This window comes from Leucobacter sp. GX0328 (assembly GCF_053567315.1).
On the sequence record NZ_JBSGPC010000005.1, the window covers coordinates 80,527 to 102,721 of the forward strand.

The following is a 22,195-nucleotide window of genomic DNA, read 5'->3' on the forward strand; positions in this document are numbered from 1 at the left end:
ATCGCCGGCGACACGGGCTCGCGCCCTCGCGACCGGGCATCGGCAACTGCAAGAATGGGGGCCATGCGCATCGTCTTCGCCGGAACTCCGGAATTCGCGGTCCCGAGTCTGCACGCCCTCGCGAAGACGCACGAGCTCGTCGGCGTCATCACGCGCGAGGACGCGCCGTTCGGCCGCAAGCGAGTGCTGACGCCGTCGCCGGTCGCCGTGGCGGCAGAGCAGCTCGGTCTGCCGGTGCTGAAGGCGAACCGGCTCGATGACGCCGCCACCGACTGGGTGCGCGGCCTCGACGCAGAACTGGGAGTCATCGTCGCGTACGGCGGGCTCGTGCGCGAGCCGCTGCTGTCGCTACCGCTGCACGGTTGGGTCAATCTGCACTTCTCGGAGCTGCCGCGCTGGCGGGGAGCCGCGCCGGTGCAGCGGGCGCTCGCGGCGGGGGAGCAGCGCCTCGGCGTCACGGTGTTCCGGTTGGTCGAGGCGCTCGACGCGGGCGCCGTCGTCACGCGCGACGCGCTGACGTTCGCGGAGGGCACCTCCGCGGGAGAGGCGCTCACGGCGCTGTCGGAGTACGGCACCGACGCGGTGCTCGCGGCGATCTCGGCGCTCGAGGCCGACCCGGGTGCGGGCGAGGAGCAGACGGGCGGGGCGAGCACCGCGCACAAGCTGAGCCGCGACGACGGCAGGCTCGATCTCGCGCGCGATGCGACCGAGGTGCTGGCGCACTGGGCGGGCATGACCCCCGAGCCGGGGGCGTTCGCGATGTTCGACGGGCAGCCGCTCAAGCTGCACGAGCTGCGCAGATTCGGTGCGGCCGCCGACGCTGCTGCGGCGACCGGGGGCGATGCTCGCCAGGGATCGCCGAGCGCGGGCACGGTGCGCCTCGTCGCGGGGCGGGCCGTGCTGCGGCTCGACGGCGGCGACCTCGAACTGGTGCGGGTGCAGCCGGCGGGGAAGCCGGCGATGGACGGGGCCGCCTGGTTGCGCGGCCGCAGTGGAGAGGCGGTGCTGTCATGAGCGAGAACCGAGGGGAGCGGCGGGGGCCGGGCAACCGGTCGGGCCGGTCGCATCGTCCGGAGCGGGGCTCGGCGCCGCGGCGCCATGCGTCGCGGGTGGCGATCTCGCCCGCGCGCCTCGTCGCCTACGACGTGCTGCGCGACGTCGAGGAGCGGGACGCCTACGCGAACCTCGCGCTGCCGTCGCGCATCCGCGAGGCCCGGCTCGACGGCCGCGATGCGGCCCTCGCGACCGAGCTCGCCGCCGGGGCGCTGCGCGGCCGCGGCCGCTACGACCGCATCATCGAGCTCGCGGCAGACCGCCCGATCGACGAGATCGATGCGCGCACGCGCAACGTGCTGCGCCTCGGAGTGCACCAGCTGCTCGGCATGCGCACCGCATCGCACGCGGCCGTGAACGAGAGCGTCGAGCTGCAGCGCCGCGTCGCGAACGAGAACGCGGCCGGCTTCGTGAACGGCGTGCTGCGCACCGTGGGCCGCAGCACCAACGAGCAGTGGGACGAGCGTATCGACGACGCCGCCGACACCGCGGACGGCGCGCTGAGCGCCCGCACCTCGCACCCCGCATGGATCGTGCGGGCGCTGCGCGCAGCGCTCCGATCGGAGGGGCGCGAGCACGAGCTCGAGGAGCTGCTCGCGGCCGACAACGCCGCCCCGTCGGTGCAGCTCGCGATGCTGCCGGGCGTCGGCGTCGTGCCGCTCACGGCCGAGGAACGCGGGCGGGAGGCGGGCTTCGAGGTCACCGCCGAAGGGCCGTCGCCGATGGGCCTCGAGCTCGCCGGCGGCGACCCCGGCCGAGCCATCGAGGCCATCGGCGCCCCCGAGGGGTTCGTGCGCGTGCAGGATCAGGGGTCGCAGCTCGCGGCCCTCGCGCTGACCCGGCTGCGCCCGGTGCGGCCGGGGGAACGCTGGCTCGATCTGTGCGCGGGGCCGGGCGGCAAATCGGCCGTGCTCGGCGCCGAGGCGCTGCGGGGCGGCGCGACGCTGCGCGCGAACGAGGTGTCGCAGCATCGCGCCACTCTCGTGCGGCGCTCCGTCGAGCCGGTGGCGGATGCGGTCGAGGTCGTCGCGTTCGACGGCCGCGGCCCCGGGGCGTTCGGTGACCGCGGCCCGCAGCGCGCGATGTTCGACCGCATCCTGGTCGACGCGCCGTGCTCGGGGCTCGGCGCACTGCGCCGTCGGCCCGAGGCCCGCTGGCGCAAGCAGCCGTCCGATCTGCCCGAGCTGACGGCGCTGCAGGAGGAGCTGCTCGAGGCCGCGGTCGCCCATCTCGCGGTCGGCGGCACGCTCGCCTACGTCACCTGCTCGCCCCACCTCGCCGAGACCCGCGTCGTGGTCGACCGCCTGCTGCGCACCCATCCCGGGCTCGTCGAGCTCGACGCGAAGCGGGCCGTGGACTCGATCACCCGTTACGGCGTCGACCTCGCCGGCGATGCGCTCAGCGCGCAGTTGTGGCCGCACCGGCACGACACCGATGCCATGTTCATCGCGCTCATCGAACGGCAGGAGGCCGATTCCGCATGACCGACGACCTGCGCGAGCAGTCACCCGAGATGCACTCCGCGGGAGCGCGGCCCGACCGGTTCGATGAAGTGCCGTGGCCCGCGGTCGCCGTATTCGTGGCGGTCGCCTATGCGCTCGCCTGGCTCGTCGCCCTGCCGCTCTGGTTCGTCGACTTCGAGCCCTCGGCCTATGCGACGCTCTTCGGAGTGCTCGCCGGCGCGATGATGTTCACGCCGACGCTCGCCGCTCTCGTCGTGGTCTTCCTCATGAAGCGGCCCGGACGCGAGCGCATGCGCCTGCTCGGCATCTGGCCGCTGCGCCCGGCGAAGCGCGTCGTCTGGTTCTCGGTCGTGATGAACTTCGTGCCGGTGCTGCTCGTCGCGGCCTGCCTCGGCATCTCTGCGATGTTCGGCTGGCTGCAGCTCGACCTGTCGGGCTTCTCCGGCTTCCGGCAGGCCGTCGACGCGCAGATCGATGGCCTCGGCCTCGACCCTGCGGCCACTGCCGCGGCGCGGGCGGCGATGCCGCCCATCGGCATGCTCGTCGCCGTGCAGATCGGCGTCATCCTGCTCGGCGGCGTGCTCAACATGATTCCCGCGCTCGGCGAGGAGATCGGCTGGCGCGGCTGGCTGCTGCCGGCCCTCCGACCGCTCGGCGCCTGGCCCGCCCTGCTCGTGTCGGGCGCCATCTGGGGCCTCTGGCATGCGCCGGTGATCCTGCTTGGCTACAACTTCAACCGCACCGACTGGGTGGGTGTCGTGCTCATGATCGCGGGCTGCACGGCTTGGGGCGTGTTCTTCGGCTGGTTGCGGCTGCGCACCGCCTCGATCTGGCCGTCGGCGATCGCCCACGCCTCGTTCAACGCCGCGGGCGGGCTGCTGGTCATCGGCATGGCGGCGACCGACACGCCGCCCGACATGCTGTTCGTGAACCCCCTCGGGGTGCCCGGCTGGATCCTGCTCGCAGTCGTCGTCTCGGCGCTGCTCGTCACCGGACAGTTCTCGCGGGAGCCGCAGCTGGCTCCGGCGAAGCCGAAGTGGGCGCCGCCCGGCCCGGTCACTCCCAGCTGACCGTCGGCCGCGCGGACGAGAAGTCGACCGTCGGGGTCAGCGGGTCGGCGCCGTACCCCACCTCGCCGGTACTCCGTTCGCCGTCCAGCTCGACCTCCACGACGATCTTCACCGGAATGAAGTCGTATGCGACGACGACGGTCGGCCGGTCGAAGTCGAAGCGCGGTTCGAGCGCGGCGATCGCCGCATCGGTCTCGGAGGTCAGCGACCGCTGCACGGTACCGTCGATCGCGACCTCGCCGCCGTCGAAGGTGCCGTCGACATCCATGCCGCAGGGCGTCGTCAGCGAGGTCCGCGCGACGCACTGCGTGAGCGACTCCGTGACGAGCATGCGGAAGATCGTCACGGACCGATCGGTCAGCGCGGGTTCGAGGTCGTAGAAGGCCATGTCGTCTGCTTCGTCGGCGATGACGAGCGGATCGCTGCCGCCCGACGTCTCGAAGGCCGTATTGCCGAGCTCGACCTCGTACGCCCCCGGGAACAGGCTGAACGAGTCGTCGGTCACGGACACGCCGTTCACCATCGGTTCGAGCCCCGAGAACTGCGACAGGGAGAAGGTGAACATCGCGTTCGAGATCTCCCAGTCCTCGCCGTACTGCCACACCTCGAACTCGCGCTCGACGGTGCGGTCGCCGATGTCGAACGCGGCGCTCACGATCGTCTCGTCGTACTCGCCCCGGTACGTCGCTTCGGAGTCGATCTCGATGCCGCCGAGCGGGGCGAGCCCATTCGACGCGTCGAGCACCTGATCGGTCAGCAGCGGGTCGGAGAGATCGCCGCCCGAAAGGCTCCGCGCCGTCTCGGCATCCCCGTCGGCGAGCGCCGTCAGGAACTGCTCGACGGTCTGCTCGGCCTCGGCGGCTTCGGAGGATCCGGGGCTTCCCGGCGGGGCCGAGAACTTCGGGCCGATGAAGACGATGCCGATCAGCACGATCGCGAGGATGCCGACGCCTCCGCCGATGAACGAGATGGCCCGGCGGGCCCGGCCGCCCGCGCCGCCCCGGCTTCCGCCTCCGCTCGACGCCGGGATCCTGGTCTGTGCGGGCGCCGCGGTCCGCGGGCGGGTCGGCGACGGTGCCGAGACGGGCTGCGCAGGAGCGGCCGGCGCCGGGGTGCTGCGAGGCGCCGAGCGGGGTGGCGGCGCAGATGCAGACGGCACCGCGGCGGGCGCGGGCGCGGCTGCGGCGGGCACGGGAGCAGCGGCGGGCGCCGCGACGGCCGCGGGGATCGGGATCTCGGGCGCCGCGGGCGCGGCGGATCGGTCGGCGGGCGCCGCGTCCGTCGGCGCCCGGAGGCCCGTGGGCGGCTGCATGCCCACCGGGGCCGGCATCCCGGCGGGCGCCTGGAGGCCCGCTGGTGCATCCAGCCCTTCCGGCGCCGGCAGCCCCTGCGGCGGCCGCATCCCGGCGGGAGGCTGCAGACCGGCCGGCGGTGCCGACTGATCCGGTCGGTCGCGTTGCGCATCCATGGCAGACACTATACGAGCCGTGCGGCGGGTCGTGGCGCATCGGGCCGTCGCGATTCCGCCCGGTCCGGCGGCGCGGCGTCCGCATCGAATAGGCTGGCATCGTGACCGCACAGCGCATCAACCCGAGCATCCTCTCCGCCGACTTCGTGAACCTGCAGGCCGAACTCGAGGCGATCAGCACCGCCGACCTCGTGCACGTCGATGTGATGGACAACCACTTCGTGCCGAATCTCACGATGGGCCCGCCGATCGTCGAACGCATCCAGGCCGTGTCGCCCGTGCCGCTCGACGTGCACCTCATGATCTCCGACGCCGACCGCTGGGCGCCCGGGTACGCCGAGCTCGGAGCCTACTCGGTGACCTTCCATGCCGAGGCGGCCGAGGAGCCGGTGAAGCTCGCGCGCCGCCTGCGCGATATCGGAGCGCGCGCCGGCATCGCGCTCAAGCCCGGCACCGACCCCGAACCCTACCTCGAGCTGCTGCCCGAGTTCGATCAGGTGCTCGTCATGACCGTCGAGCCCGGCTTCGGCGGGCAGTCGTTCATGCACGACATGATGCCGAAGCTGCGCCGCTTCGCCGAGGCGCGCGAGCGGCTCGGCCTCGATGTGTGGCTGCAGGTCGACGGCGGCATCTCGAAGGATACGATCGCGATCGCCGCGGAGGCGGGAGCCGACACCTTCGTCGCCGGATCCGCCGTCTACGGCGGAGTGCCCGAGGACCGGATCGCCGAGCTCCGTCTCGCCGCCGCTGCCCACGCGCATTGAACCCGCGACCTGTTCCGCGCACGCGGGGCGACGCCGGGAGAACCCGGTAGGCTGGACGGGTGAAAACTTTCGATGATCTCTTCTCGGAACTCAGCCGCAAGGCGGAGACTCGCCCGGAGGGCAGCGACACGGTCGCGCGCCTCGACGCCGGCGTGCATGCGATCGGGAAGAAGATCGTCGAGGAGGCGGCCGAGGTCTGGATGGCCGCGGAGCACGAGGGCGACGACGCCTGCGCCGAAGAGATCAGCCAGCTGCTCTACCACCTGCAGGTGCTCATGCTCGCCAAGGGCCTGAAGCTCGAAGACGTCTATCGCTACCTCTGAACCGTAAGGAAACATCGCGCATGCTGCGTATCGCAGTCCCCAACAAGGGATCCCTGTCGGAAGTCGCCGCCGAGATGCTCACGGAGGCCGGGTACTCCGGTCGACGCGATAGCCGCAAGCTCGTGCACGCCGACACTCGCAACGACGTCGAGTTCTTCTACCTGCGCCCGCGCGACATCGCGACCTATGTCGGTTCGGGCGCACTCGACGTCGGCATCACGGGCCGCGACCTGCTGCTCGACTCGGGTTCGGATGCGACCGAGATCGAACAGCTCGCGTTCGCCGATTCCACCTTCCGCTTCGCCTCGCCCGCGGGCGACGGCATCACCGACATCTCGCAGCTCGCCGGCCTGCGCATCGCGACCAGCTACCCCAAGCTCGTCGACGACTTCCTGCGCGCCCGCGGTGTCGAGTCGGTGCTCGTCAAGCTCGACGGCGCCGTGGAGTCGGCGGTGCAGCTCGGCGTCGCCGACGCGGTCGCCGACGTCGTGTCCACCGGCGCCACGCTGAAGGCCGCGGGCCTCGAGATCTTCGGCCCCGTGATCCTCGAATCGACCGCCGTGCTCATCGGCGGCCCGAACGAGCATGCTGGCATCGAGCGCCTGCTGCGCCGCCTGCGCGGCGTGCTCGTCGCCCGCAAGTACGTGATCATGGACTACGACCTCCCCGTCGCGCGCCTCGAGGCCGCCACCGCGGTCGCGACGGGAATCGAATCTCCCACCGTCTCGCCGCTGAAGGACGAGGAATGGGTGGCCGTGCGCGTCATGGTGAGCGCCGACGAGGCGAACACCATCATGGACGAGCTCTACGACCTCGGCGCACGGGCCATCCTCGTGACGCCGATCCACGCGGCGCGCCTGTAGCGGCCGAGCACCCGATGAGCAGGAGAGCAGCATGAGCGTCGCGGTCCGCGTGATCCCGTGCCTCGACGTCGCGGGCGGCCGCGTCGTCAAAGGCGTCAACTTCTTGAACCTGCAGGATGCGGGCGACCCCGTCGAACTCGCCGCGAAGTACGCCGAGCAGGGGGCTGACGAGCTCACCTTCCTCGACGTCACCGCCACGGTCGACGGCCGCTCGACGACCTACGACGTCGTGCGCCGCACCGCCGAGCAGGTGTTCATCCCGCTCACCGTCGGCGGCGGAGTGCGCGAGGTCGACGATGTGGCGAGACTGCTCGAGGTCGGCGCCGACAAGGTCGGCATCAACAGCGGTGCGATCGCGCGCCCGGACGTGATCGGCGAGATCGCCGACCGCTTCGGCGCGCAGGTGCTCGTGCTCTCGCTCGACGTGAAGCGCAGCGATCGTATGCCCTCGGGCTTCGTCGTCACCACGCACGGCGGTAAGCAGGAGACCGACCTCGACGCGCTCGCATGGTGCCGCGAAGCGGTCGACCGCGGCGTCGGCGAACTGCTCGTGAACTCGATGGACGCCGACGGCACCCAGGACGGCTTCGACCTGGAGCTCACGCGCGACGTGCGCGCGCTCTCGCACGTTCCCGTGATCGCGTCGGGCGGCGCCGGGGAGCTGGAGCACTTCGCGCCCGCCGTCGACGCCGGCGCCGACGCGGTGCTCGCGGCCTCCGTGTTCCACTACGGCAAGCTCACGATCGGCGAAGTGAAGCGCGCCCTCCACGAGTCCGGGCACGAGGTGCGGCTGACCGCGGGGGAGCGCGCATGAGCGCCGTCGACCCCGTGCCCGCCGGCCTCGTCTTCAACGCCGACGGCCTGCTGCCCGCGATCATCCAGGACGACGATTCGGGCGAGGTGCTGATGCTCGCCTGGATGAACCGCGAATCGGTGCGCCGCACGCTCACCACCGGGCGCGTGACCTTCTGGTCGCGGTCGCGGCAGCAGTACTGGCGCAAAGGCGACACCTCCGGGCACCGGCAGTACGTGCGCGGCGTCTCGATGGACTGCGACGGCGACACGCTGCTCGTGCGCGTGATCCAGCTCGGCGCCGCCTGCCACACCGGCACCCGCACCTGCTTCACCGGCAGGGAGATCGCGGCCCTCATCGGCGACCCGGCGCAGGACGACGCGGCCGACGCCTGACCGCAGCGCGGACGTCCGACCGCGGCGGCGGCCCTGAGCCGCCGCGATAGGCTGGAGGAGTGACCCTCACTACCTCACGCAGCGACTTCGAAGCCGCGCGCGCCGCCCACCCGGTCGTTCCCGTCTGCCGCGAGATCTTCGCCGATGCGGATACTCCGGTGAGCATCTACCGCAAGGTCGCCGCGTCCCGTCCCGGTACCTTCCTGCTCGAATCGGCGGAGCAGGGCGGCGTCTGGACCCGCTTCAGCTTCGTCGGAGCCGGCAGCTTCGGCGTGCTCGGCGAGCGCGACGGCCGTGCGCACTGGAAAGCCGTCTCGGATGCTCTCGACGAGGAGCGCCTGCTGCCCGGAGGCGTCGCATCGCTCGCCCCGGTCGAGGCGCTGCGCGCGGTCTACGAGCGGTGGCGGTCGCCGCAGGTCGAGGGCCTGCCGCCGCTCGCGAGCGGCTTCGTCGGCTACCTCGGGTGGGAGACCGTGCATCAGTTCGAGCGCCTCGAGGGCGGGCCCGCCGAGGGCCCGGGGCTCCCGACGCAGGGTCTCGGCTTCGTCTCCGAGCTCGTCGTGATCGACCACCGCGAGGGCTCGGTCGTGCTGCTCGCGAACGTGCTCTGCGACCGGGCAGACAGCGAACCGGCCGACGCGCAGTGGGCCGACGCCCAGGCGCGCCTGGATGTGCTCGAGGCCGCGCTCGCGGCCCCCGTGCCGTCGCCGCTCGGATCCCTGGACCGCACCGCCATGCCCGACGCCGCGCGCCTCACCTCGACCCCGGAGTTCATGGCCGCCGTCGAGATCGCCAAGCGCCACATCGTCGACGGCGACATCTTCCAGGTCGTGCCGTCGCAGCGCTTCGACCAGCCCTGCGAGGCCGACCCCCTCGACGTCTACCGGGTGCTGCGGCACCTCAACCCGAGCCCCTACCTCTACCTGCTGCAGCTCGAGGACGCCTCGGGCGCGCCCTTCGCGGTCGTCGGGTCGAGCCCGGAGGCGCTCGTCACGGTGCAGGAGTCGGGTCACGTGATGACACACCCGATCGCCGGCTCCCGCCCCCGCGGCGCCACCGTCGACGCCGACCAGCAGCACGAGCGCGACCTGCTGGCCGACGAGAAGGAGCGGGCCGAGCACCTCATGCTCGTCGACCTCGCCCGCAACGACCTGCTGCGGGTATGCGAACCGAACTCGGTCGAGGTGACCGAGTTCATGACGGTCGAGCGCTTCAGCCACATCATGCACATCGTGTCGTCGGTCGAGGGCCGGGTACGGGGCGAATGCAACCCGGTCGACGTCTTCCGAGCCACCTTCCCGGCAGGCACCCTCTCGGGCGCCCCGAAACCGCGCGCCCTGCAGATCATCGGCGATCTCGAGCCCGTGCAGCGCGGCGTGTACGGGGGAGTCGTCGGTTACTTCGGTCTCGGCGGCGCAGCCGATCTCGCGATCGCGATCCGCACCGCGACCATCAAGGACGGCGTCGCGATGATCCAGGCCGGTGCGGGAATCGTCGCCGACTCCGTGCCCGAGACCGAGGACGCGGAGTGCCAGAGCAAGGCGGCCGCTCCGCTCCGGGCCGTCGCCATCGCCAATACTCTGCACGAACTGGGCGGTGCCTGAGATGCGCATGAAGCCGCTCGTGCTCCTCGGTACCGCGGTCGTCGGGGCCGCGGGGCTCCTGGCCGGCTCGCAGACGTGGGTGTCGTTCGCGCTCGACGGCGCGTCCGCGACCGAGACCGTCACCGGCCACGAGGTGAACGCGGCCCTCACCCCGATCTTCATCGCCCTGATCGCGGCCGCCCTCGCCCTCACGATCGCGGGGCCCGTGTTCCGGCGCATCCTCGGCGCCCTCGTCGCGCTGCTCGGGGCCGGAGCGACCGCGCTCACCATCGGCGTGCTCGCGAACCCGCTCGCGGCTCTCTCGGGCCGCATCACCGAGCTGACCGGCATCAGCGGCGACCGGAGCACCGCGGCCGTCTCGGCGCTCGAAGTCGCCTTCTGGGGCTATCTGAGCGCCGCAGCGGGCGCCGCGGCGGTCGTGCTCGGCCTCGTCGTCCTCATCACCTCGGGGCGCTGGGCGGCGGCGGGGCGCAAGTACGACGGCGCCGAGGCGCCGAAGCGCTCGGGCGGGGCGCCCGACCGCATCTCGGACTGGGACGCGCTGTCCGAAGGCGGTGACCCGACGGATTCGGACGGGCCGAACCCGTCGGCGTGAGTCATCCTGAACGGCTCGCGAGGCGCGAGCCGCGGCGTGGGCGCGAAACGCGGTGCGTTTCTTCGGTGCGCCCGGCCGGGCGGTGACCCGACGGATTCGGACGGGCCGAACCCGTCGGACGACCCGGGCCCGGCGGATGACAACCCGGCCGACGATTTCAGGTAGGATCGAAGCATTCAAATCTGTTCAGAGGAGATTCATGAGTACCCAGCACGAAGAGCCCGGTCACGGCGATTCACCCGCGGCATGGACCGCAGTTGTAGTGATGCTGATCGGCATCGCAGCCGGCACCGTCTTCTTCTTCCTGCACATGGCAGCCATGGTGTGGGTCTGCGCCGGTGTGGTGCTGGTCGGCGCATTGCTCGGCTTCATCCTCGCCAAGGCCGGTTTCGGCGTGAACGGCCCCCGTTTCACCCCCAAATCGCACGACTAGAGTGTTAGACGAACTGCTCGCAGGGTCGCTGGAAGACGCGCAGGCCCGCAGGGAGCTTCGGCCGTACGCGCAGGTCGAGGCCGACGCGCTCGCGAAGACCCCCGCGCTCGACGCGCTGGCGGCCCTGTCGCCCGCCGATCACATCAAGGTGATCGCCGAGGTGAAACGGGCGAGCCCGTCGCGCGGCGACCTCGCCGAGATCGCCGAACCGCAGGCCCTCGCCTCGCAGTACGAGGCCGGCGGCGCCAGCGTGGTCAGCGTGCTCACCGAGCAGCGCCGGTTCAAGGGGTCGATCGCCGACCTCGAGGCCGTGCGCAAGGCCGTCAGCATCCCGGTGCTGCGCAAGGACTTCATCGGCGACGAGTACCAGGTGCTCGAGGCGCGGGCGGCAGGAGCCGACCTCGTGCTGCTCATCGTCGCTGCGCTGCCGCAGGATCGCCTCGCGCAGTTGTACACGATGATCCGCGAACTCGGCATGACGCCGCTCGTCGAGGCGCATTCCGACACCGAGGTCGCCCGGGCGGTCGACCTCGGCGCCGAGCTCGTCGGCGTCAACGCCCGCAATCTGCAGACGTTCGAGCTCGACCGGGAACTGTTCGGCCGCGTCGCCGACCAGATTCCCGCCGGGGTCATCCGCGTCGCCGAGTCGGCGGTGCTCGATGTCTCCGATGTCGAGCGCTATCGCGAGGCAGGCGCCGACGCGGTGCTCGTGGGCGAAGCCCTCGTCACCAATGACCCCATTGCGACGCTCGCCTCGTATCTGAGCGTCTGAAACCCCGAGCAGGTGTGAGATGACAGCGAAACTCCGCGATCAGCACGGTCCGTTCTTCGGCGACTACGGCGGCCGGTACATGCCCGAATCGCTCATCGCCGCCATCGACGAGCTCACCGAGGCCTACGACGAGGCGAAAGCCGACCCGGCGTTCCAAGCCGAGCTGCTCGACCTGCTGCGCGATTACGCCGGCCGGCCGTCGCCCATCACCGAGGCTCCGAGGTTCGCGGAGCACGCCGGCGGGGCGCGCATCTTCCTGAAGCGCGAAGACCTCAACCACACCGGCTCGCACAAGATCAACAACGTGCTCGGCCAGGCGCTCTTGACCCGCCGCCTCGGCAAGCAGCGCGTCATCGCCGAGACCGGAGCCGGTCAGCACGGCGTCGCGACGGCGACCGCGGCCGCGCTGTTCGGCCTGGAGTGCACCATCTACATGGGCGAGGTCGACACCGAACGCCAGGCGCTCAACGTCGCACGCATGCGCCTGCTCGGCGCCGAGGTGGTGCCCGTGAAGACGGGGTCGCGCACGTTGAAGGACGCGATCAACGAGGCCTACCGCGACTGGGTGGCGAGCGTCGAGACCACGAACTACATCTTCGGCACCGCTGCCGGCCCGCATCCGTTCCCCGCGATGGTGCGCGACTTCCAGAAGATCATCTCGGAAGAGGCGCGCGCCCAGCTGCTCGAGAAGGCCGGGCGCCTGCCCGATGCGGTCGTCGCCTGCGTCGGCGGCGGCTCGAACGCGATCGGCATGTTCGACGCCTTCCTCGACGACGCCGATGTGAAGCTGTACGGCGTCGAAGCGGCCGGCGACGGCGTCGACACCGAGCGACATGCCGCCTCGATCGAGCGCGGCCGCCCCGGCGTGCTGCACGGGTCGAAGACCTATGTGCTGCAGGACGAGGACGGCCAGACGATCGAATCGCACTCGATCTCCGCCGGCCTCGACTACCCGGGGGTCGGCCCCGAGCACTCGTGGCTCGCCGACATCGGACGCGCCGAGTACATCCCGGCGACCGATGACGAAGCGATGCAGGCGCTGCGTCTGCTCAGCCGCACCGAGGGCATCATTCCGGCGATCGAGTCGGCCCACGCCCTCGCAGGCGCGCTGCGCATCGGCCGCGAGCTCGGCGCCGAAGGCGTGATCGCGGTGAGCCTGTCGGGCCGCGGCGATAAGGATATGGCGACGGCGGGCCGCTACTTCGGCCTGCTCGACGAGCACTCGGGAATCGAGGGTTGAACGTGACTGCCTCGCAAGTCGAAACCGCCATTCGTGCGGCCCAGCGGCATCGCAAGGGCGCGCTGATCGGCTACTTGCCGGTCGGTTTCCCCGATCTCGATACGAGCGTCGATGCGGCGATCGCGATGGCGCAAAACGGCGTCGACGTGATCGAGCTCGGCCTCCCGTACTCCGACCCGGTGATGGACGGCGTCGTCATCCAGAAGGCGACCGAGACCGCGCTCGCCCGGGGCTTCCGCGTGCGCGACGTATTCGAGGCCGTGCGCCGAGTGCGCGAGGCGGTCGACGTGCCGGTGCTCGTCATGACGTATTGGAACCCGGTGATGCAGTACGGCGTCGAGCGCTTCGCCCGCGACCTCGCCGAGGCCGGCGGCGCGGGGCTCATCACGCCCGACATCACGCCCGACATCGCCGCCGACTGGATCGAGACGAGCGAGCGCTTCGGCCTCGATCGCGTCTTCCTCGCAGCCCCGAGTTCGAGCGACGAGCGCCTCCGCCTCGTCGTCGGCGCATCGACCGGCTTCGTCTACACCGTCTCCACGATGGGCATCACGGGCGAGCGCGCCGAGCTCGATGCGGCCGCGCGCGGGCTCACGGCGCGTCTGCGCGAACAGGGATCGTCGGTCGCCTGCGTCGGTATCGGCCTCTCGACCCCCGAGCAGGTCTCGTCGGCGCTCGAGTACGCGGACGGAGCCATCGTCGGCACCGTCTTCGTGCGCGCGCTGCTGGACGGCGGTGTGGAGCGCCTGGCGGAAGCGGTGCGCACCATCGCCTCAGGAACCGCACGGTAGCGCGCAAGCTAGAATTGTCCCGTCCACCGCGTCGAGCGGTACGCACAACAGGTTCCGGCGGAGCGGCCGCCGGTGAAAGATGAGTGAATGATCCTCCCGTCGAGTATTCCGAGCCCCGAGATCCAGTTCATCGAACTCGGTCCACTGCGCATCTACCTCTATGCGCTCTGCATTCTGCTCGGCATCGTGCTTGCGGGCTTCTGGACGGCGAGCCGTCTCGGCCGTCGCGGCGGTGAGCGCGGCGCGACGCTCGACTTCATCGTCTGGGCCCTCGTGCTCGGTATCATCGGCGCGCGCCTCTACCATGTGCTCTCGCACTGGAGCGACTACTTCGGCGCCGGGAAGAACCCGCTCGAGATCTTCGCGTTCTGGAACGGCGGCATCGCCATCTTCGGTGCGCTGCTCGGCGGCGGCATCGGCGTACTCATCGCCTCCCGCATCACCGGCATCCGGTTCGGCTCGTTCGCCGACGCCCTCGTGCCGGGCCTGCTGCTCGCGCAGTCGATCGGCCGGTTCGGCAACTGGTTCAACCACGAACTCTTCGGCGGCCCGACCACTCTGCCGTGGGGCCTCGAGATCGAACCCTCGAACTCCGCTTTCCCCGTCGGCCTGCCCGCGGACACGCTCTTCCACCCGACGTTCATCTACGAATCGCTGTGGAACGTGCTCGGCATCATCGTGCTGCTCGCCATCGAGCGCCGCTGGCGCCCGCGCTGGGGCATGTTCTTCGGCTGCTACCTCATCTGGTACGGTCTCGGCCGCGCATTCACCGAATCGCTGCGCGTCGACCCGAGCCTCATCATTCTCGGCCTCCGCACCAACGTGCTGACCGCACTGCTCGCGGTGCTTCTGGGCCTCATCATCATCTTCGTACAGCGTCATCGCCATCCCGGGCTCGAGACCAGCGTCTACCTGCCCGGGCGCCGCAACCCCGCCGACTCGGTGCTCGCGGATACCGCGAACCCCGACGAGTTCTTCCACGTCATCGATCGTGGCGACTCGACCCCGGCGGCAGCGGCCGATGACGATGTCGAAGACCTGGCGGCTGCCCCTGCCGAACCCACCACCAAATAATCGACACATCGCACTTCGAGGAGAACAATTGCGTCACGCGAAGATCGTTGCAACATGGGGACCGGCCGTATCGAGCTATGACCACACCCTCGACCTGATCCGGGCGGGCGTGAACGTCGCCCGTCTCAACATGTCGCACGGCACGTACAACGTGCACGAGGGCATCTACCGCAATATCCGCCGCGCCGAGGCCGAGGTCTCGCGCCCCATCGCGGTGCTCACCGACCTGCAGGGCCCGAAGATCCGCCTCGCCACCTTCGAGAACGGGCCGTACGAACTCGCCGAGGGCGACGAGTTCGCGATCACGACGCGCGACATCGTCGGCGACCGCACTATCGGCGGCACCACCCACAAGGGGCTTCCCGGCGACGTGAACCCCGGCGACCCGCTGCTCATCGACGACGGCAAGGTCGCGCTGCGCGCCACCCGAGTGACCGACGACACCGTCTACACGGTCGTCGAGGTGCCCGGCGCGATCTCGAACAACAAGGGCATCAACCTGCCCGGCGTCGCCGTGAACGTGCCTGCGCTGTCGGACAAGGACGAGGCCGACCTGCGGTGGGCGCTGCAGCTGGGGGCCGACTACATCGCGCTCTCGTTCGTGCGCGACGCGGCGGACATCACCCGGGTGCACGAGATCATGGAGGAGGAGGGCAAGCGCCTCCCCGTCATCGCCAAGATCGAGAAGCCGCAGGCAGTGGACAACCTCGAGGAGATCGTCGCCGCATTCGACGGCATCATGGTCGCCCGCGGCGATCTGGGCGTCGAGCTGCCCCTCGAGCGCGTGCCGCTCGTGCAGACCGAGGCGATCGCGCTCGCGCGACGCAACGCCAAGCCGGTCATCGTGGCGACCCAGGTCTTCGAATCGATGATCGAGAACCCGCGCCCGACGCGCGCCGAGGCCTCCGACTGCGCCAACGCCGTGCTCGACGGTGCGGATGCCGTGATGCTCTCGGGCGAGACGAGCGTCGGCGCGTACCCCGTCGAGGCCGTCGCCACCATGGCGCGCATCATCGAAGCCACCGAGGATCACGCGCTCGACCGCATCGACCCCATCGGCACGGCTCCCCGTACGCAGGGCGGCGCGCTGACACTTGCGGCCTCCGAGGTCGCGGACTTCATCGGCGCGAAGTTCATCTGCGTGTTCACCGAGTCCGGCGACACCGTGCGCCGCATGTCGCGTCTGCGCAAGCCCATCCCGATCATCGGGTTCACCCCCAGTTACGCCATCCGACGCAAGATGGAGCTCACCTGGGGCGCCAACAGCTACGAGGTCGACCGCGTCGGATCGACCGATGAGATGTTCGACCAGGTCGACGAGGTGCTGCTCTCGCACGGCCTCGCCGAGCTCGGCGACAAGGTGCTCATCATCGCCGGTTCCCCTCCCGGGGTCACCGGTTCGACGAACACGCTGCGCATCCACCGAATGGGGGAGACGACGGGCGAGCTGCCCGACGCGCAGCCCCGCAAGCACGTCATCGAGGCCGCGGCCGCCGAGTAGAACGGGTTCACCCCGCCTCGCGCCTGCGGCGTTCACGAGAGGCGCCCTCCAATACTGGTCTGGAGGGCGCCTCTCGTGCTGTGCTGAGGCTTCCGATGCCATCGCCCTGGCCGGTACTCTGAACAGGTTCGCCGAGATCACTCGACCGAAGGAGCCCGCAGATGTCATTCCAGGCGTACCTCGACACCATCGAGGACAAGACCGGCCTCGTGCCCCGCGAATTCATCGACATCGCCCAGAGCCGCGGATACGATGCGCCCGACGTCAAGGCGGGGGTCATCCTCGACTGGTTGAAAGAGGAGTACGGGCTCGGGCGGGGGCACGGCATGGCACTCGTCCACGTCATCAAGAAGGGGCCGCAGATCGACGGCAAGCACGTCGGCAGCACGGGGTCCCATCGTGACGAGTCCGATACGCTCTGGCTCGACGGCAAGGCGACTCGGCCGCAGTGACGGCCGACGGGGCAGGGCGGACGGAATGGCTCCGGGCGCTGTAGCGCGAGCGGTGCTCAGTGCGACTGCTGCTCGGTCGTGCGCGCCATCGATGAGCTGCGCGCTCCGTTGCTCGCTTCTCCGGTAGCCTGTGCGGGGAAGCCTCTCCTGTGAGGCATCGATGCGGAGGCTGTGATGTCGGTGTTGAAGCACGATGGTGCATTGAGAACCAGGCTGCTTCGCGCCTGGGCGGCAGCGGCTGTGTTCGGCGTGCTCGCGGTAACGGGGTGCTCGGCGCAGCTCTCCGTCGATGTCGGCGGATCCAAGAATTCGGATGCCGAATCGGACCGGCGGCCTTCGCAGACGGCCGAACCCGAGGCGTCGGGCGATCAGAGCGCCGGGGCATCGTCGGCCTCGGAGACCTCCAGCTGCGCAGACGGGTCGGTGCGCCGCGACTTGCGGATGGCCGGCCCCTCCGGGGTGCGCGACTATCGCGGCCATGTGATCGAACCGCACGGCGCGGAGTACGATCTGCGTGCGACGGTGACCGACGACGGCTGCACTGTCGGTGGGACGTTCGAGTACGTGGAGCTCGAGTGCTCGGGCGCCTGGAGCCAGGTGGGAATCGAGGATGGTTCTCGTGTCGCGGGGCAGCCGGCGAGCGTGCGCGTTCGCCTGGCCGAGAACGTCACGACCAACCCCCGGGGCGCCTGCGCGGCGGCGGCCGAAGTGACCTTGCTCACGGGCCCGGCCGGAACGTTCTATTTCTCGAGCTGGGTGCGCGCCGACGGCGACGCGACCGAGTTGAGAACTTTCCTCGAGCCCCAGAACTGAGCGTTTCGGAGTCATCTCCGAAGCCGCGTCGGCACGAGACGCCCCGAGTGCACGAGACACGCCCTTGCGTGCGGTACGCATGCCGTCATCTCGCGCCGTAGGGCGCGTCTCGCGGTGAGAGTTCCGCTTCGAGTGCCGCGGAGGCGGTTGGAGTCGCTTGCGGCAGCAAGCGACGGAGGTGCCGGATGCGGGACTCGAACCCGCACACCTTTCGGCAGCGCATTTTGAGTGCGCCGTGTCTGCCAATTCCACCAATCCGGCGTGTCGTTCTTGGTGCGGCCCCGATGTTTCGCGGGGCACAGGAGACTACATTAGCGCAGTCCGCGGACCGATCCGGGCACGGGCAGCGCGCCGACTCATCGCTTTCCCACGAGAGCGGCGCCGCGATGTCCTAGACTGGGGTGCGTGAATGACCAGAGCACCGCATCGAGCACCCCGCGTCGCGTCGTTGTAGCGGAAGATGAGTCCCTGATCCGTCTCGATATCGTCGAAACTCTTCGCGATAACGGATTCGATGTCGTGGGCGAAGCCGGCGACGGCGAGGAGGCGGTGCGCCTCGTCGAGGAGCTCCGCCCCGACCTCGTCGTGATGGACGTGAAGATGCCGAAACTCGACGGCATCTCGGCGGCCGAACGCATCAACAAGGATCACATCGCCCCCGTGGTGCTGCTGACCGCGTTCAGCCAGCGCGAGCTCGTCGAGCGCGCCAGCGAGGCGGGCGCGCTCGCGTACGTCGTGAAGCCGTTCACCCCGAACGACCTGATCCCTGCGATCGAGATCGCGCTCTCGCGCTTCCAGCAGATCGTCGCGCTCGAGAGCGAGGTCTCCGACCTGGCCGAGCGCTTCGAGACGCGCAAGCTGGTCGACCGCGCGAAGGGCATTCTGAACGACAAGATGGGTCTCTCGGAGCCCGAGGCGTTCCGCTGGATCCAGAAGGCGTCGATGGACCGCCGCCTCACCATGCAGGACGTCGCGAAGACGATCATCGACCAGCTCGGCCCGAAGAAGGACTGAACCGGTCGCGGGCTGCACGGGCCCGGGCAAGGCCGCCCTGCCGGCGGATTACGCCTCGAACTTCTTGTAGTGGTTCGTGATGCGAATCGTCGAGCAGCGGCGGCCTTCGTCGTCGCTGACGACGATCTCGTGCACGGCAATCGATTTGCCGATGCGGATGGGGTGGCAGACGCCCGTGACGATGCCCTTCGTGGCCGAACCGGTGTGCGTGGCGTTGATGTCGACGCCGACGGCGACGTAGCCTTCGCGGGCGAGCAGGTTCGCATGCATCGAGCCGAGGCTCTCGCCGAGCACCACGTAGGCTCCGCCGTGCAGCAGCATGACCGGCTGCGTGTTGCCCTCGACGGGCATGGTCGCGACGGCGCGCTCCTCGGTGAACTCGATCATCTCGATGCCCATGCGGTCTGCGAGGGCGCCCATGCCGCGCCAGCGGATGTAGTCGAGGCGGTCTTCGGCCATACCGATCCCTTCGTGATGCGCTCGCGCGCGAACTCCAAGCGGCGCACTCCCGATCGTCGGGAGCGGCTTGTAGGCTTGGCACGTGTCGAATCCTCAGCCTACCCTCATGATCATCGATGGCCATTCCCTGGCCTTCCGAGCGTTCTACGCCCTGCCGGTCGATAGCTTCCAGACCCGCACCGGCCAGCACACGAACGCCATTCACGGCTTCATCTCCATGCTCATCAATCTGCTCGGCAACGAGCGGCCCGATGCGCTCGCCATCGCGTTCGACATCTCGCGGCATTCGTTCCGCACCGAGGAGTACCCGGAGTACAAGGGCACGCGCGGCGAGACGCCGGTCGAGTTCAAGGGGCAGGTGCCGCTGCTGCAGGAGGCGCTGCACGCGATGGGCATCCGCACCCTCGAGAAGGAGAACTACGAGGCCGATGACATTCTGGCGACGCTGTCGACCCGCGCGGCGAACGCCGGGTACCGGGTGCTCGTCGTCTCGGGCGACCGCGATACCATCCAGCTCGTCGACGACCGTGTGACGCTGCTCTACCCGTCGAAGCAGGGCGTGAGCGAACTCACCCGCTACGACGCGGAGAAGGTCATGGAGCGCTACGGGGTGCGCCCCGAGCAGTACCCCGAGATCGCGGCGCTCGTCGGCGAGACGAGCGACAACCTGCCCGGCATCCCGCGCGTCGGCGAGAAGACCGCGGTCAAGTGGATCACCCAGTTCGGCTCGCTCGAGGAGATCCTGCGGCGCCAGGACGAGGTGGGCGGCAAGGTGGGCGAGAGTCTGCGCGAGCACGCGCATCTCGCCGAACGCAACCGACGTCTGAACCGCCTCGTGCGCGATGTCGAGCTCGATGTCGAGCTCGACGAGCTGAAGCGCGGCGAGATCGACATGGATGCCGTGCAGGAGGTCTTCGCGCGGCTCGAGTTCCGCACGCTGCTGCAGCGCGTCGGCAAGCTCGCGGGCGTCGAGGTGACGGGTGCCGGCGCCGGCGCGGGCGGCCCCGCGGCCGCGCCACTCGTGCCCGAGAAGCCCGAGGCGAAGCTGCTGCTCGACGAGGAGCTCGGCGACTGGCTCTCGAAGGTCGACCGCCCGGCGGTGCGCATCACCGAGATCGGCGACGGTTTCGAGGTGGGCGTCGCGACCGCCGAGGCGTCGACGCTCATCCAGTGGCAGCCCGGCGGGCGCGATTACGCCCAGTTCGAGGCCTGGCTCGCCTCCGATGCGCCCAAGATCTTCTTCGACGCGAAGCAGCAGATCGGTGCGGCGCGCCGCGCCGGCTGCGAGATCGGCGGCATCGACGGCGACGCGCTGCTCGCGGCATGGCTGCTGCGGCCCGCCACGGCCGAGAAGAATATCGCCGAGGCCGCTCTGCGGTTCCTCGGCGAAGAAGTGCCGGTCGGCGACCCGAACCAGCTCGTACCCGACGAGGCGAGCACCTCGGACTCGGCGGCGCTCGCCTGGTACATCGTGCGCACGCACGCGGCGATCCTCGAACGGTTCGAATCGCGCACCGCAGAGGTGTACCGCGACATCGAGCTGCCGCTCGTGAGCGTGCTCGCGGCGCTCGAGCAGCGCGGCGTCGAGATCGACCTGCCGCTGCTCGAGGCGCACGACGCCGAACTGCGCGAGCGTGTCGCGGCCCTCGAGCAGCGCGCGTTCGACGCGATCGGCCGCGAAGTCAACCTGTCGTCGCCGAAGCAGCTGCAGGAGGTGCTCTTCGATCAGCTCGACATGCCGAAGACCCGCAAGACGAAGAGCGGCTACACGACCGACGCGGCAGCGCTCGCCGACCTCCAGGCCAAGAACCCGCACCCGTTCCTCGACGCGCTGCTCTCGCACCGCGAGGCGAACAAGATGCGGCAGATGGTCGAGACGCTCATCAAAGCGGTGCAGGGCGACGGCCGCATCCACACGACGTTCCTGCAGACCGGTGCCAGCACGGGGCGGCTCGCGTCGACCGACCCGAACCTGCAGAACATCCCGGTGCGCTCGGAAGAGGGCCGCCGGATTCGCGAGGGCTTCATCCACGACGCCGAGTACGAGACCCTGATGACGGCCGACTACTCGCAGATCGAGATGCGCATCATGGCGCACCTGTCGGGCGACGCAGGCCTCATCGAGGCGTTCAACGCGGGCGAAGACCTGCATCGCTTCGTCGGGTCGCGCATCTTCGGCGTACCGCCCGAGGAAGTGACGAACGAGATGCGTTCGAAGGTGAAGGCGATGTCGTACGGCCTCGCCTACGGTCTGTCGGCCTTCGGTCTGTCGAAACAGCTCGGCATCACGGGTGCCGAGGCGAAGCAGCTCATGGTCGACTACTTCGAACGGTTCGGCGGAGTGCGCGACTACCTCCGCTCGGTCGTCGACCAGGCGAAGCGCGATACCTTCACCGAGACCATCTTCGGGCGGCGCCGACCGTTCCCCGATCTCGCGAGCCCGAACCGCATCCTGCGCGAGAACGCCGAGCGCGCGGCGCTGAACTCGCCCATCCAGGGCACTGCCGCCGACATCATCAAGCGCGCCATGATCCGGGTCGAATCGCGCATGCGCGAGGCGGGGATGCGCTCGCGCATGCTGCTGCAGATCCATGACGAGCTCATGTTCGAGGTCTCGGCGGGGGAGTGGGACGCCCTCGAGGCGCTCGTGCGCGAAGAGATGGCCGGGGCTGCCGAGTTGTCGGTGCCGCTCGAAGTGCAGGTCGGCGGCGGCGCGAATTGGAATGCCGCGGCGCACTAGGGCGTAGCTGCTGCATCTTCGCCGTGTCGCGTCGAGGCCTGGCAGCGTGCGGTGCGAGGCGCAGGAGGTCGCAGGCAGGCCCGAGTATCGGATCCGCGATTCGGGCCCGGTGAGGGGTGTCGGTTCGCGCCGGCGCCGCTCGGAACCGAGCGCGACTTCCGCGTGATTCTGCGACTGGCCGAACGGTCGAGTCGCAGAATCACGCGTTTCGGGGCGGCCGGCGCGCCCGCGCTGATTGAATCGAGAACATGAACAGAGACATCACCAAACAGGATTTCGGACGGTTCGTCACGGAGCACCGTCGCGCTGCCGGTTTCACGCAGCGCCAGCTCGCCGAGCGACTGCACGTGACCGAGTCGGCCGTATCCAAGTGGGAGCGCGGTCTGTCCTATCCCGACATCACTGTGAGGCTTGTTCTTGGCTGGTCTGGGACTGGCTGGCAGGGTAGGCGTTGGCCGTTCCCTGACGATTGTGGCTCGCTACACCACTGGCCCTCCGGGTGCCCTGCTTGAGAC

At 70.0% G+C, this 22,195-nt stretch carries 23 protein-coding genes and 1 tRNA gene; 21 read left to right on the plus strand and 3 right to left on the minus strand.

The genetic code is table 11. The annotated features are described in order from the left end of the window. The first annotated feature begins 63 nt into the window (after positions 1-63). Genes ACUYTF_RS13285 through ACUYTF_RS13295 form a run of 3 tightly spaced genes read left to right on the plus strand, consistent with a single transcriptional unit; the run spans position 64 to position 3,586 of the window. Positions 64-1,014, plus strand: a complete 951-nt coding sequence (locus tag ACUYTF_RS13285; RefSeq protein ID WP_434143977.1) for a formyltransferase family protein — start codon at positions 64-66, stop codon at positions 1,012-1,014. Next, positions 1,011-2,537, plus strand: a complete 1,527-nt coding sequence (locus ACUYTF_RS13290) for a transcription antitermination factor NusB (RefSeq protein ID WP_434143975.1) — start codon at positions 1,011-1,013, stop codon at positions 2,535-2,537. The genes ACUYTF_RS13285 and ACUYTF_RS13290 overlap by 4 nt, the downstream gene beginning before the upstream one ends. Then, positions 2,534-3,586 (plus strand): CPBP family glutamic-type intramembrane protease, encoded by a 1,053-nt coding sequence (locus tag ACUYTF_RS13295; RefSeq protein ID WP_434143973.1) that lies wholly within the window; start codon positions 2,534-2,536, stop codon positions 3,584-3,586. Before ACUYTF_RS13290 ends, ACUYTF_RS13295 begins: the two co-directional genes overlap by 4 nt. On the opposite strand, the gene ACUYTF_RS13300 is transcribed toward ACUYTF_RS13295, so the two are convergent. Then, positions 3,573-5,054, minus strand: coding sequence for a hypothetical protein (locus tag ACUYTF_RS13300; protein ID WP_434143971.1), 1,482 nt, complete (start codon positions 5,052-5,054; stop codon positions 3,573-3,575). The genes ACUYTF_RS13295 and ACUYTF_RS13300 overlap by 14 nt on opposite strands. 101 nt (positions 5,055-5,155) lie before the next feature. Between ACUYTF_RS13300 and rpe the strand changes: the two genes are divergently transcribed. The 15 genes from rpe (at position 5,156) to ACUYTF_RS13375 (ending at position 17,467) form a co-directional block, all read left to right on the plus strand. Continuing rightward, positions 5,156-5,818, plus strand: coding sequence for a ribulose-phosphate 3-epimerase (gene rpe / locus ACUYTF_RS13305; protein ID WP_434143970.1), 663 nt, complete (start codon positions 5,156-5,158; stop codon positions 5,816-5,818). Between the two features lie 59 nt (positions 5,819-5,877). Continuing rightward, positions 5,878-6,141, plus strand: a complete 264-nt coding sequence (locus ACUYTF_RS13310; RefSeq protein WP_434143968.1) for a phosphoribosyl-ATP diphosphatase — start codon at positions 5,878-5,880, stop codon at positions 6,139-6,141. 20 nt (positions 6,142-6,161) lie between these two features. Next, positions 6,162-7,004: an ATP phosphoribosyltransferase gene (gene hisG, locus ACUYTF_RS13315; RefSeq protein WP_434143966.1), complete on the plus strand. Its 843-nt coding sequence runs from the start codon at positions 6,162-6,164 to the stop codon at positions 7,002-7,004. A gap of 31 nt (positions 7,005-7,035) precedes the next feature. Next, complete coding sequence (gene hisF / locus ACUYTF_RS13320) at positions 7,036-7,818, plus strand: imidazole glycerol phosphate synthase subunit HisF (protein WP_434143964.1); 783 nt, start codon at positions 7,036-7,038, stop codon at positions 7,816-7,818. After that, positions 7,815-8,192, plus strand: coding sequence for a phosphoribosyl-AMP cyclohydrolase (gene hisI / locus ACUYTF_RS13325; protein ID WP_434143962.1), 378 nt, complete (start codon positions 7,815-7,817; stop codon positions 8,190-8,192). Before hisF ends, hisI begins: the two co-directional genes overlap by 4 nt. A gap of 59 nt (positions 8,193-8,251) precedes the next feature. Beyond that, positions 8,252-9,796, plus strand: a complete 1,545-nt coding sequence (locus ACUYTF_RS13330) for an anthranilate synthase component I (RefSeq protein WP_434143960.1) — start codon at positions 8,252-8,254, stop codon at positions 9,794-9,796. A gap of 1 nt (position 9,797) precedes the next feature. After that, complete coding sequence (locus ACUYTF_RS13335) at positions 9,798-10,391, plus strand: Trp biosynthesis-associated membrane protein (RefSeq protein ID WP_434144110.1); 594 nt, start codon at positions 9,798-9,800, stop codon at positions 10,389-10,391. A 199-nt stretch (positions 10,392-10,590) separates the two neighbouring features. Continuing rightward, positions 10,591-10,824 carry a DUF6704 family protein gene (locus tag ACUYTF_RS13340; RefSeq protein ID WP_434143958.1) on the plus strand — a complete coding sequence of 78 codons (234 nt, stop codon included), beginning with the start codon at positions 10,591-10,593 and terminating at the stop codon, positions 10,822-10,824. A gap of 1 nt (position 10,825) precedes the next feature. Next, positions 10,826-11,596, plus strand: coding sequence for an indole-3-glycerol phosphate synthase TrpC (gene trpC, locus ACUYTF_RS13345; protein WP_434143957.1), 771 nt, complete (start codon positions 10,826-10,828; stop codon positions 11,594-11,596). 19 nt (positions 11,597-11,615) lie between these two features. Beyond that, positions 11,616-12,836 (plus strand): tryptophan synthase subunit beta, encoded by a 1,221-nt coding sequence (gene trpB, locus ACUYTF_RS13350; protein ID WP_434143956.1) that lies wholly within the window; start codon positions 11,616-11,618, stop codon positions 12,834-12,836. Positions 12,837-12,838: 2 nt separating this feature from the next. Then, positions 12,839-13,627 carry a tryptophan synthase subunit alpha gene (trpA, locus tag ACUYTF_RS13355; RefSeq protein ID WP_434143954.1) on the plus strand — a complete coding sequence of 263 codons (789 nt, stop codon included), beginning with the start codon at positions 12,839-12,841 and terminating at the stop codon, positions 13,625-13,627. 87 nt (positions 13,628-13,714) lie between these two features. Then, positions 13,715-14,701, plus strand: coding sequence for a prolipoprotein diacylglyceryl transferase (gene lgt / locus ACUYTF_RS13360; RefSeq protein ID WP_434143952.1), 987 nt, complete (start codon positions 13,715-13,717; stop codon positions 14,699-14,701). A gap of 28 nt (positions 14,702-14,729) precedes the next feature. Beyond that, positions 14,730-16,202, plus strand: a complete 1,473-nt coding sequence (gene pyk, locus ACUYTF_RS13365; protein ID WP_449279951.1) for a pyruvate kinase — start codon at positions 14,730-14,732, stop codon at positions 16,200-16,202. Between the two features lie 161 nt (positions 16,203-16,363). Further along, positions 16,364-16,654, plus strand: a complete 291-nt coding sequence (locus ACUYTF_RS13370; RefSeq protein ID WP_434143949.1) for a DUF4287 domain-containing protein — start codon at positions 16,364-16,366, stop codon at positions 16,652-16,654. A 201-nt stretch (positions 16,655-16,855) separates the two neighbouring features. Beyond that, the gene (locus ACUYTF_RS13375; protein WP_434143948.1) at positions 16,856-17,467 is read left to right on the plus strand and encodes a hypothetical protein; all 612 of its coding nucleotides are present in this window, start codon (positions 16,856-16,858) and stop codon (positions 17,465-17,467) included. Between the two features lie 179 nt (positions 17,468-17,646). Here ACUYTF_RS13375 and ACUYTF_RS13380 read toward each other — a convergent pair. Further along, positions 17,647-17,728 (minus strand) — tRNA-Leu (locus ACUYTF_RS13380). A gap of 144 nt (positions 17,729-17,872) precedes the next feature. Between ACUYTF_RS13380 and ACUYTF_RS13385 the strand changes: the two genes are divergently transcribed. Next, a complete protein-coding gene (locus tag ACUYTF_RS13385; protein ID WP_434143212.1) occupies positions 17,873-18,481 on the plus strand; it encodes a response regulator in 609 nt (202 codons plus the stop codon). 48 nt (positions 18,482-18,529) lie between these two features. Here ACUYTF_RS13385 and ACUYTF_RS13390 read toward each other — a convergent pair whose 3' ends face one another. Further along, a complete protein-coding gene (locus ACUYTF_RS13390) occupies positions 18,530-18,940 on the minus strand; it encodes a hotdog fold thioesterase (RefSeq protein WP_434143213.1) in 411 nt (136 codons plus the stop codon). A 106-nt stretch (positions 18,941-19,046) separates the two neighbouring features. On the opposite strand from ACUYTF_RS13390, the gene polA reads away from it, so the two are divergent. Both polA and ACUYTF_RS13400 read left to right on the plus strand, forming a co-directional pair. Next, on the plus strand, positions 19,047-21,680 hold the full coding sequence (gene polA, locus ACUYTF_RS13395) for a DNA polymerase I (protein ID WP_434143610.1): 2,634 nt from the start codon (positions 19,047-19,049) through the stop codon (positions 21,678-21,680). Positions 21,681-21,928: 248 nt separating this feature from the next. After that, positions 21,929-22,192: a helix-turn-helix domain-containing protein gene (locus ACUYTF_RS13400; RefSeq protein ID WP_449279952.1), complete on the plus strand. Its 264-nt coding sequence runs from the start codon at positions 21,929-21,931 to the stop codon at positions 22,190-22,192. The last annotated feature ends 3 nt before the right edge of the window (positions 22,193-22,195 follow it).

Coding starts and splice junctions, on each gene's coding strand:
- ACUYTF_RS13390 (WP_434143213.1), bottom strand. CDS start 18,940: ATGGCCGAAGACCGCCTCGACTACATCCGCTGGCGCGGCATGGGCGCC.
- trpB (WP_434143956.1), top strand. CDS start 11,616: ATGACAGCGAAACTCCGCGATCAGCACGGTCCGTTCTTCGGCGACTAC.
- ACUYTF_RS13285 (WP_434143977.1), top strand. CDS start 64: ATGCGCATCGTCTTCGCCGGAACTCCGGAATTCGCGGTCCCGAGTCTG.
- ACUYTF_RS13300 (WP_434143971.1), bottom strand. CDS start 5,054: ATGGATGCGCAACGCGACCGACCGGATCAGTCGGCACCGCCGGCCGGT.
- hisF (WP_434143964.1), top strand. CDS start 7,036: ATGAGCGTCGCGGTCCGCGTGATCCCGTGCCTCGACGTCGCGGGCGGC.
- ACUYTF_RS13400 (WP_449279952.1), top strand. CDS start 21,929: ATGAACAGAGACATCACCAAACAGGATTTCGGACGGTTCGTCACGGAG.
- ACUYTF_RS13340 (WP_434143958.1), top strand. CDS start 10,591: ATGAGTACCCAGCACGAAGAGCCCGGTCACGGCGATTCACCCGCGGCA.
- ACUYTF_RS13335 (WP_434144110.1), top strand. CDS start 9,798: ATGCGCATGAAGCCGCTCGTGCTCCTCGGTACCGCGGTCGTCGGGGCC.
- ACUYTF_RS13295 (WP_434143973.1), top strand. CDS start 2,534: ATGACCGACGACCTGCGCGAGCAGTCACCCGAGATGCACTCCGCGGGA.
- ACUYTF_RS13290 (WP_434143975.1), top strand. CDS start 1,011: ATGAGCGAGAACCGAGGGGAGCGGCGGGGGCCGGGCAACCGGTCGGGC.
- ACUYTF_RS13370 (WP_434143949.1), top strand. CDS start 16,364: ATGTCATTCCAGGCGTACCTCGACACCATCGAGGACAAGACCGGCCTC.
- hisG (WP_434143966.1), top strand. CDS start 6,162: ATGCTGCGTATCGCAGTCCCCAACAAGGGATCCCTGTCGGAAGTCGCC.
- polA (WP_434143610.1), top strand. CDS start 19,047: ATGATCATCGATGGCCATTCCCTGGCCTTCCGAGCGTTCTACGCCCTG.
- lgt (WP_434143952.1), top strand. CDS start 13,715: ATGATCCTCCCGTCGAGTATTCCGAGCCCCGAGATCCAGTTCATCGAA.
- hisI (WP_434143962.1), top strand. CDS start 7,815: ATGAGCGCCGTCGACCCCGTGCCCGCCGGCCTCGTCTTCAACGCCGAC.